Annotated in this window: 12 protein-coding genes and 1 pseudogene; 7 read left to right on the plus strand and 6 right to left on the minus strand. The window is 69.7% G+C overall.

Annotation, left to right across the window (positions count from 1 at the left end; genetic code table 11):
- Positions 1 to 10: 10 nt before the first annotated feature.
- On the plus strand, positions 11 to 421 hold the full coding sequence (locus ACH4DX_RS32215) for a hypothetical protein (RefSeq protein WP_398157685.1): 411 nt from the start codon (positions 11 to 13) through the stop codon (positions 419 to 421).
- A gap of 124 nt (positions 422 to 545) precedes the next feature.
- Here the strand turns inward: ACH4DX_RS32215 and ACH4DX_RS32220 are convergent, their stop codons facing one another.
- The 4 genes from ACH4DX_RS32220 to ACH4DX_RS32235 all read right to left on the minus strand — a co-directional run bounded on the left by ACH4DX_RS32220 (position 546) and on the right by ACH4DX_RS32235 (position 4,714).
- Positions 546 to 848 (minus strand): WXG100 family type VII secretion target, encoded by a 303-nt coding sequence (locus tag ACH4DX_RS32220; RefSeq protein ID WP_398123104.1) that lies wholly within the window; start codon positions 846 to 848, stop codon positions 546 to 548.
- Between the two features lie 89 nt (positions 849 to 937).
- On the minus strand, positions 938 to 1,276 hold the full coding sequence (locus tag ACH4DX_RS32225; RefSeq protein WP_016639142.1) for a WXG100 family type VII secretion target: 339 nt from the start codon (positions 1,274 to 1,276) through the stop codon (positions 938 to 940).
- A gap of 71 nt (positions 1,277 to 1,347) precedes the next feature.
- The gene (locus ACH4DX_RS32230) at positions 1,348 to 2,565 is read right to left on the minus strand and encodes a S8 family serine peptidase (protein ID WP_398157686.1); all 1,218 of its coding nucleotides are present in this window, start codon (positions 2,563 to 2,565) and stop codon (positions 1,348 to 1,350) included.
- A 1,690-nt stretch (positions 2,566 to 4,255) separates the two neighbouring features.
- Positions 4,256 to 4,714 (minus strand): hypothetical protein, encoded by a 459-nt coding sequence (locus tag ACH4DX_RS32235; RefSeq protein WP_398157687.1) that lies wholly within the window; start codon positions 4,712 to 4,714, stop codon positions 4,256 to 4,258.
- 421 nt (positions 4,715 to 5,135) lie between these two features.
- Here ACH4DX_RS32235 and ACH4DX_RS32240 point away from each other — a divergent pair, with 421 nt between their 5' ends.
- The 3 genes and pseudogenes from ACH4DX_RS32240 (at position 5,136) to ACH4DX_RS32250 (ending at position 8,517) form a co-directional block, all read left to right on the plus strand.
- Positions 5,136 to 5,651 carry a hypothetical protein gene (locus tag ACH4DX_RS32240; RefSeq protein WP_398157688.1) on the plus strand — a complete coding sequence of 172 codons (516 nt, stop codon included), beginning with the start codon at positions 5,136 to 5,138 and terminating at the stop codon, positions 5,649 to 5,651.
- Positions 5,651 to 7,892: pseudogene (locus ACH4DX_RS32245) on the plus strand (hypothetical protein). Before ACH4DX_RS32240 ends, ACH4DX_RS32245 begins: the two are co-directional and overlap by 1 nt.
- Before the next feature lie 187 nt (positions 7,893 to 8,079).
- Positions 8,080 to 8,517 (plus strand): hypothetical protein, encoded by a 438-nt coding sequence (locus tag ACH4DX_RS32250; protein WP_398157689.1) that lies wholly within the window; start codon positions 8,080 to 8,082, stop codon positions 8,515 to 8,517.
- A gap of 22 nt (positions 8,518 to 8,539) precedes the next feature.
- Here the strand turns inward: ACH4DX_RS32250 and mycP are convergent, their stop codons facing one another.
- The gene (mycP, locus tag ACH4DX_RS32255; RefSeq protein ID WP_398157690.1) at positions 8,540 to 9,793 is read right to left on the minus strand and encodes a type VII secretion-associated serine protease mycosin; all 1,254 of its coding nucleotides are present in this window, start codon (positions 9,791 to 9,793) and stop codon (positions 8,540 to 8,542) included.
- 22 nt (positions 9,794 to 9,815) lie between these two features.
- Positions 9,816 to 11,372 carry a type VII secretion protein EccB gene (gene eccB, locus ACH4DX_RS32260; protein ID WP_398157691.1) on the minus strand — a complete coding sequence of 519 codons (1,557 nt, stop codon included), beginning with the start codon at positions 11,370 to 11,372 and terminating at the stop codon, positions 9,816 to 9,818.
- A gap of 176 nt (positions 11,373 to 11,548) precedes the next feature.
- Between eccB and eccE the strand changes: the two genes are divergently transcribed.
- The 3 genes from eccE (at position 11,549) to ACH4DX_RS32275 (ending at position 17,203) form a co-directional block, all read left to right on the plus strand.
- Complete coding sequence (gene eccE / locus ACH4DX_RS32265; protein ID WP_398157692.1) at positions 11,549 to 12,871, plus strand: type VII secretion protein EccE; 1,323 nt, start codon at positions 11,549 to 11,551, stop codon at positions 12,869 to 12,871.
- Complete coding sequence (locus ACH4DX_RS32270) at positions 12,871 to 13,650, plus strand: hypothetical protein (protein WP_398157693.1); 780 nt, start codon at positions 12,871 to 12,873, stop codon at positions 13,648 to 13,650. The genes eccE and ACH4DX_RS32270 overlap by 1 nt, the downstream gene beginning before the upstream one ends.
- Before the next feature lie 283 nt (positions 13,651 to 13,933).
- Positions 13,934 to 17,203 (plus strand): SCO5717 family growth-regulating ATPase, encoded by a 3,270-nt coding sequence (locus tag ACH4DX_RS32275; protein ID WP_398157694.1) that lies wholly within the window; start codon positions 13,934 to 13,936, stop codon positions 17,201 to 17,203.
- Positions 17,204 to 18,262 lie beyond the last annotated feature (1,059 nt).

An 18,262-nucleotide genomic window follows, 5' to 3' on the forward strand; every position in this document is an offset into this window, starting at 1 on the left:
GGGGGGAAGAGTGAGCAGCACTTCTCTAAATTCCGCCGCGTTCAAGGCCCTGTTTCAAGCAGCGCACCAAACGTTCGAGCTTCCAGACACACACCTACCCGCGCTCGGCTGTACTTCCCAAGACGTGTCTCGCCTCATCGAGACACTGAGCGCGGCTAGGCCGCTGCTCAGTCAGTCATCCACGGTAAACTTCACGGTGGATGACAAGCTCGTGGGCACCGATGCCGCAGTCGTCGCCACGAGTGAATCAGGCAACGACGTCTCCATCAGACTGTCAAACCATGCAGGAACTGTGTGGCTCAACTTGCTGCAACACCTACTCTCCACCATGAGTCCTCGTGAAATTTTCCTCCGAACCGGTTACCAGCAGGAGGAAGTCCGCGAAGCCATCGACCAGTTTGCACGCGTCCAGGATGCGTGACCCAGAGTTCGGGTTGGCGAACCAGTGGGTTCGCTGACGCAGCACCCAGCCACGCTCCCTCCAAGGCACCAGAACGGGGTGGGCACCTCCCGCGTATGCCCACCCCGTCATTCCCTGCCGCCCCTCACTGGAAGTAGCTGGCCCCCTTCAGGTCACCACCCCGGTAGTCACCACCCGCCTGACCGACCTTCTGGCCGATCTGCGTGAGGGCCGTGTGGATCGCCGACGCGTGCTGGTCCCACTCCTTCTGCTTCAGGACGTACGCCCGGTGGGCCTCGCCCTCCCAGCCCTCGGCCACCCTGGCCACGGCCCGCTTGATGTCGGCGAGGTCGGACTCAAGTTGCTTCGCCTGGATGCCGAGTTCGGTGGTGATGGCGTCGAGCCCGCCGTACTTGACCGCGAGTTCGTCGAAGTTGCCGCTTGCCATGCTTGTCCCATCCCCTGGTGGTATCGGCCGGACCACGACGGCCCGGAGAACAGCTCAGTTCGGTTCAGCCAGGTTCGACTCAGTTCAGCTCAGTAGCTGCTGATGGCCGAGTTCTTGCCGCCGTAGTCCACGTCGATGCTGTTCATGGTCGCGCGGACCTCGTCCTCGAGCCGGTCCTTGTCCTTGCGGTTGGCGCTGATGCCGTCCAGGAAGTCCACGAGGATGCGGCCGATCGCCTGCATGTGCTGGTTGATCTCGGTCTGCTTCTTGTCGAAGGCGTGCGCACCGATACCGCGCCAGTTGGCCTCCATGGTGTCAAGCGTCCCCTGCAAGCGCCGGAGCTGCTTCTGGACCGAGTCGTACTTGTCGACGATCTCCTTCTCGAGGAGCGCGACTTCCTGGTCATTGAGTTTCCGGCCGTCGGCCATGAGCGGGCTCTCCTTACGTAGACGTTCAGGCTGTCATTGAGGCTCGTCCGTGCTGCTCGCCTCTGCTCTGCTCAGGCGTTGCGCCGATTGCGTACGAGCACGAAGGCCGCGGCGCCGATGACCGCCGCTGCGGCTGCGGTGCCGACACCGATCCACACCTGGTCGTTGTCGTCATCGGAGCCGCCACCTGACTTCGACTTCGCCGCGGCTGCTGCCCGCTTGTTGTCGGACGCGCTCTTCGGGGGGTTCGAGGCGGGCGCCGGGGACTCCTCCGACGCAGCGGAGGGCGAAGCTCCCACGCCGGGGGTCTTCTTGTTGGTGAGGGGGTCGATGTCCGGCGGACCGGGGTTACCCCTGTTCTTCAGCAGATTCGGAGCCGGCCGCACCAGGCCGTAACCGAGGTAGTCACTGGGCTTGTCCTTCGGCCAGCTGCGGCCTGCGGTGTCGATGAGGACGCGGAGGACCTGGTTGGCGGTCCAGTTGGGGTGCTTGGACCAGATTAGGGCGGCGGAGGCGGAGGCGATGGCGGTGGATGCGCTTGTACCGCCCTCACCGTCACAGTACGAACGGAACGTCGCATCACACCAGTGCGGAAGATTCCGCCCCGGTGCGGCCAGATCCACGTACTTGCCGAATTCCGAGTACTTGGCGACCTTGCCGGATTTGTCTGCGGAGGAGACGCCCGTTACGTAGGGGTAGGCCGCCGGATAGCCGATGAAGCTCTTCTTCTGCGCATCGTTTCCGACGGCAGCGAACATGAGCTTTCCCTTTGAGGCGGCATACTGCACGGCCTCTTGCTCAGCCGCATACATGATGTCGGAGCCGTAGGACATGCTGATGATCTGTGCATCACTGTCCGCAGCGGCCCTGATTGCTTCGGCGATGTCGCCCCTGTCCTTCCCGTCCTTGCCCGGGGCACCCTTCAAAGTAGCGCGAACGGAGATGACCTCGGCGCCGGGCGCCAGGCCTTTGAGGCCACCACCTCGCCCGGACCCCACGATCAGCTCTGCCATCGTGGTTCCGTGGCCGAGGTAGTCGTCCAGAGCTCCCCCCTTCAGGTCTGTCACGTCCTGACCAGCGAGCACGCGGCCCTTGAGCGAAGGCGTCTCCGAAACACCGCTGTCGACAACCGCGACCTTGATTCCCTCACCGGTGCTGACGTCCCACAGTTCCTCGGCACCCATAGCGTCCAGGTACCACTGCTTCGACTGAACGTCATCGGCAGCCGCGCTGGGTGCCAGCCCCACAGACATCAGGGCGAGAACGCTGACCGCCGAGCCCGTGGACACGATCCATCGCCTCCCGCGCCTTGCGAACAGCGCAGTTCCACCGCCGTGCCCGCCCATTCCTGACTTCACGCCCTGCACGCCCTCACTCACCACTAACCGATTACTGGCGGCACGTGCCGCCGTTCGCCAGGCAGATGTGTCTCTTCGTCCTCAACCGAGTAGTCGGGCCGCTGCGCGGTCCCGTCTTCTTCGCGCGCAGAGCGTCGCCCGGTGCCAGCCGGGCCACGTACCAAGCCAGTACCACCGGCAGTGAATCCGCTCCTGCCGCTTCCGCTGGTAGACGCACGCTCCTTCGGTGTGCCAAGCACACCGTCAGGATTTCCGACGGGACGGCGTGCCATCTGACCTCTACTGGGTGGGACCTGAGGCGTAGCTCCCACAACGCCGCGCTGCCCGACGCCGCTAGGCCCGGGTGGTGTGATCCCGGGCCCTCCCGCGCCGAAGGCGGGGCTCCGGGGCGTCCTTGGGCCTGCCGGAGCTGTCACGGGCGAAGGAGCGGGCCGACCGCTTACGACACCGTCAGCACGCGGCGTACCGACGATGCCCGGAACTCCGGGACGAGGGCCCTGTACACCATGAGGCTGTGGCGTGCCGCCGGTGATGCTGCGCCCCACCGGCGGCTGCACTGGCGTCGTCGGGCCAGCGTTGCCCTGGCCCTGTGCCACCGGACCGGTACGCCCTGTCGGGCTTGGGCCTGATGGACCGCGCCCAGGAATTCCAACCGCGTCTTTGGGGCGCCCACCTCCTGCCCGCCCCTGATCGGGGATGGGCAACCTCCCGCCACCACCGCGACGGGGCGCCTGTGCATCAGGGCCACCACGCGGCATCTGCACAGAGCTGCCTCCGGATAGAGGTGGAGGTCCTGCGTCGATGCCCATTGGACCGGGAACAGGGGCCGACGGAGCAGGCGACGGACCGATGAGCTGCGGGTGTGGCGGGGAAACGCTGTCGATCTCCGTACCGACAGGGTTCGAACCGGCGGGTCGACTTGGAGATGGCGCCGGTTCGCGTACCTCATTACGCGATGACAGTGCATCGTCCAGTCCTGGAGATACCGGAATCACGGACTCGTCTGGACGCTGCGGCGTCGGCGGTACCCCATCAACAGCGGTGCCGGAGGGAATTGCCCGCTTCGGCTCGACTTTGGGGCCGACCTCACTGTGCGGCGCCGGCACCCCCACATCCGGCATAACCGAAAACGAAGGCACCTCCTGCCCCGCCATCGCATGCTGCGAGACCCTGTAGAACGACGCCAACCGGTTCATCTGGTTGATCGCCTCTTGGCGGTGCTTCTCCGACTCGACGGCGGCCTCGTAGTCCGCGTTGCCGTCCACCCTCTTCGGAGAGGGGATGTCCGTCACCGACTTGGGGTCGGTGCGGGTGTCCCGGGGCGGCATCGAACCCCGTACGGAGGCCAACCCCGCGCCGGCCGAGGCGATCTGGACGCCGGCGGCGTCGGCGAAGTCGGACAGTTTGTGCGTGTCCTTGACGAGGTTCTTGCCCCACTTGCGAAAGGCCTGCCCGGCCTCGCCCTCCCAGTCCACCCGGTCGATGTGGTCGCCCAGCTCCCGGGCCGCCACCGCGATCGCGTCGCGCGCCCGCTGGAGCGCGGCCCCCGCGCTCTCCAGCTCGGCCGGATTCGCCTGCTCGACCAGGTCGATCATGTCGTTGAGCCGGTGCCCTTCGAAGCTCACAGCTTCCACCCCGAGTCGGACTTGTCGCTGCCCTGACCGCCACGCCCGTCGGTCTTCCCTCCGGGCCCCCGCCCCTCGGGGGCCTCCGCGCGGCCGATCCGTGTCTGGATCGCCCAGAAGCGCTGCCGCAGGTCGTCTTCGAGGTTGTCGAAGCCGACGTCCGCGCCGTGCACGGCGATGCCCATGGCTTCGATCTGGTCCCCGAGCATCTTCGACAGGGAGGTGAGCCGCTCGTGCACCTGGTCGTACTGGGAGTAGAGGCCGTCGGCCTCGGGGAAAGGGGCCGCCTCGCCGCTGAAGGAGGCGCGGGCGATCTTCTGGTCGCGGACCTTGGACGTGCCGCCGTCCGATCCCTCGAACTCGGTGAGGAGGGTGTCGATGCGCCGCCGGAACGTCTTCAGCGCCTCCAACCCGCGCTTGAGATCCGCGCCCGCCGACGGCGGCGCGGAACTCATGTACCCGTCCTCACGCACGATGCCCCCACCGTTCCCCGTTGCCCTCGACTGCTCTCGGCTGTCCTCGACTGTCCCCGACTCGCGACCACCCCGGGCTGTGACCGCCCGCGATTGCACCGTCCATCGCACCGTCGCGCGCCGCGCGCACCGCCGCGTGTCGCGCGTTCGTCACTCTAGCCACACCCAGAGTGACATCCAACCAAGCTTTGCGTCACAGCAGTTGCAAAGCAGCCATCAGCCGGAATCGGATGATGACGCTCCCATGGCACACCCGTGTCGAGCCAGGACCGAGAAGTGGAACGCGTCCGTGAAAGCGTCGTAATTGAGACAACTCGGCGTGACCACAGGCGTGTTGTCACGTTGAGCAGCAAAGCTGTCAGCCGTCCGGAGCGGCCGGTACGTACGGGAGGGGTATACGAGAGTGGCGTGGGAAGAGTGGGAGCAGCTCAAGGAGCAGGCGGCGGAGCGGCAGTCCACGCGCATGCAACTCGACCAGGTCGAGCCCGGCATGGGGGGCGGCCCCGGAACCACGCCGTCGGCGTACGGGGACCTGGCGGTTTCCCAGGCCGATCTGGCGAGGATCGGCGAGCACGCCTTCGGGCTCTTCGACCGGTTGAGTGTCAAGGCGCGTGTCTCGGTCCCCAGCAGCCGCACGGCCGCGGGAGACCTGACGCGGCAGGGCTTCGCGCTCGGGGCAGGGCTCCAGCACGTCGCGAAGCGCTGGGAGGAGCAACTCAAGTCGCTCACGGACGCGTGCGCTCACATCTCGAACCACATGCGCGTCACGAAGAAGCTGCACCAGGGCGACGAGCACTACATCCGGCGGCAGTTGAGCCGCATCGACGTCCTTGACGCAGGCTTCGACGAGCGGGTCGGCAGGCCCGGCGGGGAGAACCCCGTACACCTGCCGCCGCCGAGCCCGGAGAAGGACGGCTGATGGACCTCGACGCGCTACGGTCCGCCGACTTCACGGCGCTGGACGACGCCGTCGATGACTGGTCGACCCTGGTGGACAGCCTGGACGGGTTGCGGAGGGACGCCGACAACGGCCTTCGGCGCGCCGCCGCCAGGGCGAACTGGGCGGGTGTCAACGCCACCGTCTCGAAGGAGTTCATCGGCAAGACCGCCGGAGAGTTCCAGGACGCCCACACGCAGGCCAAGTCCATTCACCGGATCCTGTCGGACACCCGGGACGAGTTGAAGCGCTGTCACCGTCGGCTCGACGACGCCATCGAGCGGGGCCTGAGGAAGAAGCTGACGGTCACCCCGGCGGGCGACGGGAGTTTCACCGTACGCATGAACACGCCCCCCGACCCGGCGGACAAGGGAAGCGGACCACGGCGAGGGCGATGCGACCGCTCTGCGGGACGAGATCCAGCGGATCCTCGACGACGCCACCGAGAGCGACACCTCCGCAGGCAAGGTCCTCAAGGCGATCGCCGATCAGAGCACGCACGGCTTCTCCGAGGCGACGTACAAGGACCGGGACAGTGCGGTCGCCGCCGTGGAGTCGGCGGACGAGTTGTCGGAATTGGCCGGGAAGGACCCGCAGGACCTGTCGGTCAGGGAGTTCGACAAGCTCCGTTCAGGACTGAAGACGTACGCGCACGATCCGCTCTTCGCAGAGCGCTTCGCCACGAAACTCGGGGCGAAGGGGACGCTGGAGTTCTGGGCCGGTGTCAATGAACCCGGTGTCAACCCCGACATGAGCGACCGGCGTCAGGGAAGCTTCGACGACCTGCAAAAGTATCTGAGCCTTACGCTGGCGACGGCCACGCAGAGTGATTCAGCGGGGATGGTGGACTGGACGCGGCAGATGGTGGACCAGGGTGGCCAGCCTGTCCGCACCAACAGCGGCCCCCTCGGTTTCCAGGTCATGAGCAACCTCATACGCTGGGGTGACTACGACGACAGCTTCCTGCACAGCTACGGCAGCGCCCTCATGGACACCGAGAAGCGACTGACCGACAACGGGGAGGGTGGGGCGTGGCGGCGCACCCCCAATTCGCCGTACCTCAACCGAACCGGCAGTGACACGGGCTGGGACCCTGTGACAGGTTTCCTGAAGGGCTTGTCGAACAGCCCCGGCGCGGCGACGTCCTTTCTCAACGACACTTTCACGTCGAGGGGAAACGGGCAGGACACAGAGGTCTCGAACTTTCAGTACCTCTTCGAGAAGCAGGACTGGCCTGTCGAGATGGACGCCGATGGCGAGTCCAGCACCACCGGGCGGAACAACCTGGCACTGGCGCTCGAGGCGGGCACGACCGGGCACCCGGCGGGTGAACTCCCCACGGCTGACACTCCACCGCACACCGGGGAGCAGGCCAGGCTCATGGAGAGCGTCGTCTCTTCCGTCTCCGAGGACAACACGCTCCTCACCACGCATCCGCACATGGCTGACAGCTTCGGGCAGATGGCTTCCGAGTACCTGCACGACATGAATCGGGCGTTGACCAACGATTCGGATGGGGACGCGGACCGTCTCTTCCCGATCGTCGGCGAACCGGCAGACTTTCAGCACCGGGACGTGACCCGTTTCCTCTTCACTGTGGGCCAGCACCCTGAGGGTTACGCGGCAGTGGAGGTCGGACAGAAGTCGTACATGGCCCAACTGATGTCCCATCACCTCGACCCCGCCCTTCCGGCGGACCAGCGCTACGCCCAGGATCCGCAGTTCGTTGTCGAGAACGTAGCCAATGGCTCCGGCGAGGTGGCCGGAACACTGGCGCAAGGGCGCGCGGAGGCGGTCGCCGGCGAGGCTGCGGAGAAGGACAGGGCCTACGAGGAATCCGTGGCCCGTTGGAAGGACGGAATCTCGGGCGGCATCGGAACGGGTATCGGCGTTGGCACCTCCTACATCGCCAGCCCGGTCGGCGGGGCTGTGGTCGGCGGAGTGGCCGAGACGGTGACCAGTGCGGTTCTTCAGGATTTGTTCAAGGATGCGGAAGGGAGAGCGAAAGGGGATGCCGGGCTCGTCATGGGCGAGAGCTGGAGCGCAGGAATGCAGGAAAACAACCGGTACATCGAGACGGCTGCGGAACGAGCAGCCAAGGAGCATCACAGGAGTGATCTCCCCGATGCCGGAGAGTGGGCACGTGGGGCGGCGAGGCGCGGTTTCCTGCTGTCGGAGTCGAGCGTGAACGCCATGGCTTCCGACCTCAAGACGGATATCTAGAATCTCCCGCGGAAGAAGAGGAGCTCCCCTCGTGGTCCTGCGTCACGACCGGGTTGGATTTGCGAACCACTGCCGACGAGTTGCCATCTGGGGGGCAGCGATCTCCCTGGGAGCAGGGCTGGCGGGGTGTTCCAAGGACGGGGATGAACAGGGAGGAGGCTACGCAGCGCCGGATTCCTTGTGTGGCGTGGCCGTGCGTTCCGAACTGCTGGCTCCGTTCCTGCCGCCGGGAGACCACGTTTCCGTACGGCGCACGTTTCCCGACGGAGGAACCGAGCGATGCACTGTGATCGTAGACAAAAGCAAGGTAGCGCTGTTCGCCGACCAGGAGTGGCTAGCAGAGAAGGAGGACCTTCTTCTCGCGGCTCCCTCTTCCGTCCGGCGGAGCCCCGACCGAGTGACGGACCACAGGAAGTATCTCTACACGGGAGCGGGAGCAGCCGGGGAGACCAATGGTTGCGCTGATCCAGACCATCCCGACCAGCGCTTGTTCACCAGCATTCAATCGTTCACGCGCGACCGTGCGGATTCCCGCGCCATGGGGAAACTGATCAAGGCCTACACCCATCAAGTCGAACAGTCGAAGGCCTGCCGTCCGGAGCCGCGTGAGCCCTCCAGGGCGTAGAAAGGGCCCGGGCCCGCCGTCGTCAACCACCCGCGCCGTGCCTCCGGCGCCTCGCGTCCCGCAGAGTGACCCCCACCCCCCCGAGCCCCACCACCACAACCACGGCCCCCACCGCCACGTACGTGGCGAGGCGGGCCGTTCGTTCCTCGGCGGTTTCGCCGAGGTGGAGCTTCGCGGGGCTCGGGGCCTTGCCTCGGGTGACGCCCTCGCGGGACGTGGGGCGGTCGATCGGGTGGTCGTCCTCCGTCAGGGCGCGGACGGGGTCGACGACGCCCCAGCCGACCAGGCGGTCGTGGCCCGGGATGGAGCGCTCGGCGGTCTGCTGGATCTGGGCGGTGATCTGGCGGTACGTCCAGGAGGGGTGCTTGGCCTTGATGAGGGCGGCGAGGCCGGCGACGTACGGGGCGGCGAAGCTGGTGCCGTTGTCGGAGCAGTGGCCGCCCCCCGGGACGGTCGAGATCATGTCCACTCCGGGGGCCGCCACGTCGACGAAGTCGCCGGACTGGGAGAAGGGGGCGCGTTCGTTGTTGCGGTCGGACGCCGCGACCGCGAGGACGCCCTCGTACGAGGCGGGATAGGTCGGCTTGACGTTGCCGCCGAGACCGTCGTTGCCCGCTGAGGCGACGATCACGCGGTCTTTCCCGAGGGCCTTCTCGACCGCCTCGCGGAGCTGCGGCGCGGGCTTCACCGCGTTGGCCGTGTCCTGCGAGATGTTGATGATGTCGGCGCCCTCGGCGACGGCGTGGTCGATGGCCCGCGCGAGGGTCTCCGTCGTTCCGTGGCCCTCCGCGTCGTTCTGTTTGACAGGGATGATCGTCGCCCCCGGGGCGAGGCCCACGAAACCCGTGCCCTTGGCGGGGCGGGCCGCGATGATGCCCGCCACGCGCGTGCCGTGGCCGACCGTGTCCGTGGTGCCGTCCGGCTTGCCCCGGTCCACCTTGTCGCCGTTCTCGTCCTTGAGGTTCCTGGCCAGGAAGTTGCCGCCCCTGGACGCGTCCACCGCTCGTTCGAGCTGGGGGTTCTTGATGTCCACGCCGGTGTCGATCACCGCCACCCGCACGTCTCCGCCCGTGGACTGCCGCCACAGTTCGTCGAGGAGCACCCGTTGCAGCGACCACGGTCGGCCCGCGTACTTCTTGGACGGGAACTCGCACTGGTCCAGGGACGACGGCGCCGCGGCCGCGGGAGTCGCCGTCGTCACGGCGGCGAGCAGGGCGGCGGCCACCGTCGCGGCCGTCGGTGTCCGGGGACAGCGGCCCGGGGAAGTGTGCGGCATCGCGTCGGCGCCCCTCACGTGGTCAGGAACCCTGCGGCTGCCGTGCCGCGGCCGTCGACAGACGGGGTCCCGTGGGCAGGAACTTGGACCAGGCCGCGGGCACCCGGCCCACCTCCGCGTCCCCGTAGCCGAGGCGGGTCTGGGCCTGCCGTGCCTCCTGGTCCTGCTGCTTCTGCTGCTCGCGCTGCTCTCGCTGCTTCTTCGAGGTGCCGATGCCCGCGTCGTCCGTCGCGCTGTCGCTGTTGGACTGCATCGCGTACCGCAGGCCCGTGTCCGTGACCAGGAAGACACCGCCCGACCCGGTGTCCGTACCGGTGAACTGGCGGTAGAGCTGGCCCGATCCTGGCGTGACGTACGCGCTGGAGGAGCCGGTGGGCAGGGGTGCCGGGAAGTCCGGGCCCGTCCACGTGCTCAGCGTGGTGGAGCCCTTGCCGGTGTCGACGTCGCGCAGGACGTTGCAGACGGTGCTGCCGCCGCCGGGCGCGGTGGCGGTCCGCGCGGTGCTCTCGCCGGGCGTCCTCGGGCGCCGGGTGGGCCAGGTGTACTCGGCGTCGAAGTCCTCGGAGGCGGGCTTGATGTCGGCGGCGCTCATGTCGCGGGCCGTGCCCTGCTGCCCCACGTCCTTCAGCTCGTCGCTGCTGAGGAGCAGACGCGCGGTGAAGTCGGAGACAGGGGCCACGCGGCGGGGCAGGACGACGTAGTACCGCCAGGTGTCCCCGTCCCGCGCCCGGAGCACCATGCCCACCTTGTTCGCGGCCCGGTCCTGGAGCCCCGCCACCCCGGCATCGGCGCCCGGGACGCCGTCCACCTCGGGGAAGACGATCCGGTCGCCCCGGTGCAGCGTGGCGAGCCACTCCCTGGACACCCGCTGGGGCTCGCGGTCGGAGCCCACGACCGTACGCAGGAGCAGTTCGTTCTCCGCGGAGATCCGGTACGCGCGCCCGCGCGCGTCGACCACGTAGCGGGACTTGTCGGGGCCCACCACGTACAGCAGTTCCCCGCCACGCAGCCGTCCGGGGCCCTCGGTCCTGTCCTGCTCCCGTTCCGCGAGCACGAACGCCGCCTTCTGGATGGCGCGGCCGCCCTGGACGGGCCGCTCGCACACCGCCCAGCGCTTGGCGGAGCCCGCCTCGGACGGGGAGGGCAGGCGGTCGGGGGCGTAGGGGATGCCGATGGTGGCGCCGTGCGGGAGCTTGCCGTCGTCGAGGACGGACTCGTCGACCTTGATGACGTCCCCCTTGTCGGCGTCGAGGAGCAGCTTCGCCGACGCCATGTTGAGTACGGGGTGCAACTGCCGTTTGCCGTCGGTCCTGAGGACGACGTAGCGGGTGGTGGACTCGCTCGCGATGATCACGTGTTCCTTCGGCTTGTCCCAGCCCGGCTTGGCCGCGGGCTTCAGCATCCCCCACGCGCCGAAGACGGCGAGGACGACCACACCGACGACCAGGCCGGGCACCACCCCGCGCAGCGGGCGCGGAGCACTCTCCTCCGAGCCCGAGGGCGAGGGCTGGATGAAGGCCGCGAGTGCGCGGCGCTTCGCGAAGGTGTAGGCGTTGAGTTCGTCGCGGCGTGATGCCATGTGTGACTGCTTCCCCCCTGGCGGCGCCGGGGGTTCGCGGCCCCCGCCCCTCAGTTGTCAGACCCAGCGCCTACTATGCCTGTTGTGTGATCGCGCGTGTGAGGTGGGTGAGTTTTCGGGCCCCAAGCGCCTTGCACACCGAGGCAATTCGGGAGATTCGTCAGGGGGGTGGGCTCATGGCTTCCGTCACACGGACGCGCGTACGGGGGCGGTCGGGACCCGGAGTTCAAGGATCTCCCGGGGGCGCCGCGCCGGATGCCGCGCAGCCCGGGAGTCCGCTCGTCCTGCGTCTCCGCTCGCCGTCGGCGCAAGGGGGACCGTTCCGCCGGCAACGACTGGTTCTCGTGGAGGTCGCCGCTGCCCTCCTGGTGACCGGCTGGATCGTGGGAGGCCCGGCTCTCGCGCTCGCGTCCGGCGGCGCGGCAGTCCTCCTGCTGCTGGCTCTCGTACGCCGCCACGGGCGCTCCGTGCCGGAACTCGCCGGTGCCGCGCTGGCGTTGCGGGCGCGGCGGCGCCGCGCGGCCGAGACGCCGCCACCGCCGGGGACGGATCCCGCGTTCGCCCCGGCCCTGGAGTGCGACCCCTCCCTGCGGACGTGCACCCATCGCGGCCGGGACCGGCGCGAGGTGGGAATGGTGGGCGACGGGACCTTCCTGTCCGCCGTGCTCCAGGTCGAGTCGGACGGCACCGCTCTGCGCGTCGAGCACAGCCGCCGCGCCCTGCCGCTCGGTCCTGTGCGGGACACGCTCGAAGTGGACGGGATCCGCCTGGAGTCGGCGCAGATCGTGCTGCACACCCAGCCGGCGCCCGCACTGCACCTCCCCCAGCAGTCCGTGGCCGTCAGCAACTACGCGCCTTTGCAGGCGGAGACGGGCGCGCCCGCGGTGCGCATCACCTGGATCGCCCTGAAGCTGGACCCCGAGCTGTGCCCCGAGGCCGTGGCGGCCCGCGGCGGTGGACTCGTCGGCGCGCAGAAGTGCCTGCTGCGGGCCGTGGACCAGCTAGCGAGCCGGCTGGCGGGACAGGGCTTTCGGGCGACGGCCCTGAGCGAGGGGGAACTCACCGCCGCCCTCGCGACCTCGGCCTGCGCCAACCCGCTGGTGACGGCACAGTCGGGCCGCGACGACGTGCCGCAGCGCAGGACGGAGGAGTCCACGCGCTCCTGGCGCTGCGACAACCGCAGGCACACGACCTACTGGGTGCGCCGCTGGCCGCAGCTGGGAGGTGCCGGCGGACCGGCGATGCCCCAGCTCGTCACCTTCCTCACCGCCGTCCCGACCCTGGCGACGACCTTCAGCCTCACCATGAGCCGTGCCGGACAACGGGAGGTCGCGATACGCGGCCATGTGCGGGTGACCGGTCGCAGCGAACCCGAACTGGACGCCGCGCGGCACGCGTTGGAGCAGGGCGCCCGACAGGCAGGTGCCGGTCTCGTGCGGCTCGACCACGAACAGCTCCCCGGAATGCTCGCCACTCTGCCGCTCGGGGGAACTCGCTGATGGCCACGACATCGCCCGCCCCCGGCTCCGGCCCGATCCCGACGCCCCCGCCGCCGGGCGGCTCCGGGCTCCGTTCCCTCGTACGCGGAGGGTTCGGACTGCTGGGGCCACGCCACGGACATCACGCCCTGTCTGCCGGGCAAGTGGACACGCTCGCCGTGCCGATGGGCGACGACGGTGTGGTCGTCGGTACGGACGCACAAGGCCACCCCGCGGTGCTCGGCTGCAACCGGCCCACGCCGTACGACATGCTGCTCATCGGCGGGCTCTGGACCGCCCAGGTCATCGCCCTGCGGGCCGCCGCCACCGGGGCCCGGGTGGCGGTGGAGACCGGGCGTGCGGCGGCGTGGGAGCCGCTCGTGCGGGCCCTCGGCGTCGGTCCGAGCGGGATGTCCGTGCATGACGTGGGGCGGGTGCCGCCGCAGGGGGCGTCGGCCGGAGGCCCGGTGCTCGTCGTGCGGGACTGCGGGATGCGGCCCCCCAGGGGGCGGGTGGTGTCGGGACCCTGGCAGTCGGTGCTCACGCTGCTTCCGTATGTGAGTCCGGTGGCGCCCCGGCTCATCCGGCAGGCGCGGATCGTCGGGCTCCAGCGGATATCACCGGACGAGGCCGCGCAGGTGGGGCGGGTTCTCGGACTTGCGCGTGCGCAGGTCGAGTCGCTGCCGACGCTCGCCGACGGAGTGACGCTGTGGTGTGCCGAGCGCGACCGGCAGTACGTCGTGACGCGGGGCACCGACACCGAGACCGGCCTGCTCGGCACCGCGCGCAGGATGGACTGAACCCACAACTTCACGCGGTGCATTACCCTCTGCCCGATTTGTTCGGCACATCGACGGCAGGACCACCGCTCCCGAGTGAGGCGTGACGTAACGGTCGCTCACCGGCAGGTGGACTGGCCTGCCGTGCCCCTGCTTTTGGTGATTAGGCTGGGGCAGGGCGCGAGCCAGAACCCGCGAGGGAGGTGTGCGCGTCCCGCACACGGGGAGAGCCAGGCGGATCGGACGACAGGAACGGTCGCCCCCCACCACGGCACGAGCGTGCTCGACCACACCAGGAGGCATTGTGAACAGCGATCGAGACAAGATCCGCGACGGCTGGGACACACCCGTCGACGATCAGTCCGACGCGGAGTCCGCTGCCGAGACCACGGGCGAGTTCACCATCGACTACGCCCCGCCCGCCTGGTACACGCAGAACGCGTCCGGCACCGCCGGGGAGACACCGTCCGCCTGCCCCGCACCCACGCCCGACGCCCCTCCCGCCAACACGCCCCCACCGGCACCCACTTTCGAACCCACTTCGACGCCCGACACCGCGGCCACGTCCACGCCTGCGGAACCGGGCGCCCCCGTGCCGCCCTTCGCGGGACCGGGCACCCCTCCCCCCGCCCCGGCGACCGTCGTGCCCAAACTCCCCGTCGGCAGCGGGTTCCAGCCCGCCCCGCCCACGGGCGAGCCGCTCGCTCCGCCCGTACCGCCGACGCCGCCTTCGACCCCGCCGCCGTCCACTCCTCGGGCGTCCGCGGGCGTGGCGGACTGGAGCGGTGCCGTCGCCGGGGGCGCCTCCTCCGTACCCGTACGCGGCGTGGGCGAGGCGGACCCGGCCCCGACCGCCCCGCCGTTCACGGCCCCCCGCACGGACGAGCGGGAGAGCGCCGCCCCCGTTGCCGAGAGCCTGGGTGGGGGCGATGTGGAGAGCGGGGCCACCATGCGTTTCTCGCCCGCCGCGCTGCGCCGCGAGATGGCCGAACGGGAGGCGTCCGACGCCCGCTCCGAGGCAACCGGCGATGCGGATGCCGCCTCCGGGGCGGAGGAGCGGGAGGCGCCTGTCGCGCTTTCCTTCGGTACTGGCGCCGGTACCGCTACCGCTGAGGGGGACAGCACGGACGACGTGGCCGAGGGCGAGGGTGATGCCCCGGAGGCCGGGGCCATCGCCTCTCCGACGGCCACGACTGTGGGGGACGAGCAGGCGTCGGACCTGGCCGCCGACCACAAGGCTTCGGCGGCCTCCGAGAACAAAGACGCTTCCGAGAACGAGGCTGCCTCCGGGAACGAGGCTGCCTCCGGGGACAAGACTGCCGCCGGGAACGACGCCGGGCCCGAGAACGAGACCGCCTCGGAGAACGAGGCCGAGCCCGAGAACAACGAAGCACTCGAAAGCGCGGCTGCCTCCGAGAACAACGCGGCACCTGCAAGCGCGCCCGCCTCCGAGAACGACGCGGCACGCGCAAGCGTGGCCGCCTACGAGACCGGCGCGGGGCCCGAGAGCGTGGCCGTCACCGGTGCCGTGCCCGCCCCGGCACCCGCATCTACCCCAACACAGGACTCCGCACAGGACTCCGCACAGGACTCCGCACAGGACTCCGTCCCGGCCGCCGCCTGGGCCCCGCCGCCCGCGCCGGAGAGCGGGCTGCCGCCGCTGCCGCCCGCGTTCCAGCCCGCGGCGCCCACGCCCGCACCGCAGTGGCCCGCGCCGACGCACCCCCCGGCGGCCACCGCGCCCACCGCCCGGAACGAGCGGTCGGCCGAGCCCGAAGCCCCCGCGCACCAGCCCCCGGCGCCGCAGCACCAGGTACCGCAGCAAACCGCCCCCCAGGCCTGGTCGGTGCCGTCGGCGCAGCCGCCCGAGCCCACGAGCCCGTACGTACCCGCAGCGCAGCCACCGGCACCGGCGGCGGAGGCGCCCGTACCCGGGCCGCAGAACGGGTACGGCTACCCGACCCCCGACTCCCCCGCCCCGCAGCCGAGTTACGGCTTCCCGCAGACCCCCCAGCCACAGCCGCAGGCGCAGCCGCAACCGCAGACCATGCAGCCTGCCGAGCCCCCCGTACCGCAGCAGACCGCCCAGCACCACCCGCAACACCCGCAGCACCAACCCCAGCCACACTTCCCGGCGCAGCCGGGCCCGTACCAGCCCCAGCCGGGGCCATACCAGCCGCAGCCGACGCAGCCCCAACAGCTCGCCCAACAGAGCCAGTTCCCGCAACAGCAGCCGTATCCGCAGGCGCAGGCGCAGGCGCAGCCCATGCCGCCCGCGCAACAGCACGCGCAACCGTTCCCGCAAGGGCAGCAGATTCCGCAGGGGCAGCAGGTTCCGCAGAGCGATCAAGCTCCGGTGGACCCCCGTACGGGGGCGGCCTGGCCGCAGCCGGTGCAGCACGATCAGCGGGAGCGAACCAATCCGGGAGCGCCGCTGGGGTACACGGCCGCTGTCGAGCTGTCCTCCGACCGGCTTCTGAACAACAAGAAGCAGAAGACGAGGAGCAACCGGCCGGTCGGCGGATCGCGGTTCAAATTCGGCGGCAAGAAGGAGGAGGCGGAGCGGCAGCGCAAGCTGGAGCTGATCCGCACGCCGGTGCTGTCCTGCTACCGCATCGCGGTGATCTCGCTCAAGGGCGGTGTCGGCAAGACGACCACGACGACGGCGCTCGGTTCGACGCTCGCCAGTGAGCGGCAGGACAAGATCCTCGCCATCGACGCCAACCCGGACGCGGGCACGCTCGGCCGACGGGTGCGGCGGGAGACCGGGGCGACGATCCGCGACCTGGTCCAGGCGATTCCGTACCTCAACTCGTACATGGACATCCGGCGGTTCACGTCGCAGGCGCCGTCGGGGCTGGAGATCATCGCGAACGATGTCGACCCGGCCGTGTCCACGACGTTCAACGACGAGGACTACCGGCGGGCGATCGACGTGCTCGGCAGGCAGTACCCGATCATTCTGACGGACTCCGGGACCGGTCTGCTGTACAGCGCGATGCGCGGGGTGCTCGATCTCGCCGATCAGCTCATCATCATCTCCACGCCGTCCGTGGACGGGGCGAGCAGCGCGTCGACGACGTTGGACTGGCTGTCCGCGCACGGGTACGCGGATCTGGTGTCGCGGTCGCTGACCGTCATCTCCGGGGTCCGGGAGACCGGGAAGATGATCAAAGTCGAGGACATCGTGTCGCACTTCGAGACGCGGTGCCGGGGGGTGGTCGTCGTTCCGTTCGACGAGCATCTGGCTGCGGGGGCCGAGGTCAATCTGGACATGATGCGGCCGAAGGTGCGGGAGGCGTTCTTCAATCTTTCGGCGTTGGTGGCCGAGGATTTTGTGCGGGCGCAGCAGGCTCAGGGGTTGTGGACGTCGGACGGCAATCCGCCGCCTCGGGTGGCTCCGCCCATGCCTGGGCAGGGGTACGGCGGGGTTCCTGGCGGGGCGCCGGGGTGGCAGGGGGGGCCGGCTGGGCCTGTGCCGCCTGGCCCTGGCGCCGGCCCGGCATCCGGGTCCGTACCCGGTCCCGGTTACTCGGTACCGGAGGTGCCTGGGCGGCCGCCGCAGCCGCAGTAGGTACCGCAGCCACGAGGGCCCGCACCGCGCTGGTGCGGGCCCTCGGCGTTGCCACGCCCTCCCCGGCGCGGGGGCGAGGTTGTGCCCCTCCGCCCACAGAACAGGCACCCGGCAGTGTGGGCTGTGCCCACCCTCCCCCAAGCTCTCGGCTCCGCTCGAGCAGGGAGGTACCCCCCTCGCCCCTGGCGGACCAGCTGCCCACAGCGGGGGGGCGGGGCCGCTGGTCCGCAGCCGGAGGGGGCGGGGCGGCGGGCGGCGGAAGCCGCACAGGCCGCAAGAGGCACCGAGCCGGGCCGCATGAGGCACGGAATGAGGCACCGAGCCGCAAGGCGCACGGGCCGCAAGTGGCAGCGAGCCGCAGACGCTGGACGCACGGGAGGGGTCGTGGCGGGATGACCGAGCGCAGCGTGCCAAGCAACACACTTACGGCGCGGTGCAACCAGGCAGTGTCCACTACGCGAGCACGGCCATCCCGCCACGACCCCGCCACCCCCACCAACGGAAAGGCGAAAACGGCCACACGGCCACACCGTTCTCCCGTCCCCACCAACCGAAAGCCGAAAACGCCCAAACAGCGCCAGAGGCGCTATCACCCCCCAGCTCCCCCAAACCGCCACCGAATTCTCACGCCACCCCCTGGCCAGCACAGCGTCAGTGGTCTTGACCAATGCGAGTGAATTACTGGTCAAGTCGTTATTTCCGCAGGCCACACGGGGTTCACGTCCCGTTGACGCGCGATGACCGGCGCTGATACACACACAACAACCACCGAAACCCCCTGACGTTCCTTGATCGCGTACCCGTAATCGCGTACCCGTAAGTACCGGTAAGTAGCCATAAGTAGCCGTAACCAGCCATCTCTGTGCAAGCGATGACGCGAGGTCACCGTCCATGGATACACAAGATCAGCACGGCAGAACACGAACACGCCCCACCCCCCCCCCCCCCCCGCGGCCCCGCCCCCCCCCCCCCCCCCCCGGCCCCCCCCCCCCCCCCCCCCCCCCCCCGGGCCCCCCCCCCCCCCCCGCCCCCCCCCCGGGGGGGGGGCCGGGGGGCCGG

It is taken from the genome of Streptomyces sp. NPDC017940, assembly GCF_044328435.1.
Lineage (GTDB): Bacteria > Actinomycetota > Actinomycetes > Streptomycetales > Streptomycetaceae > Streptomyces.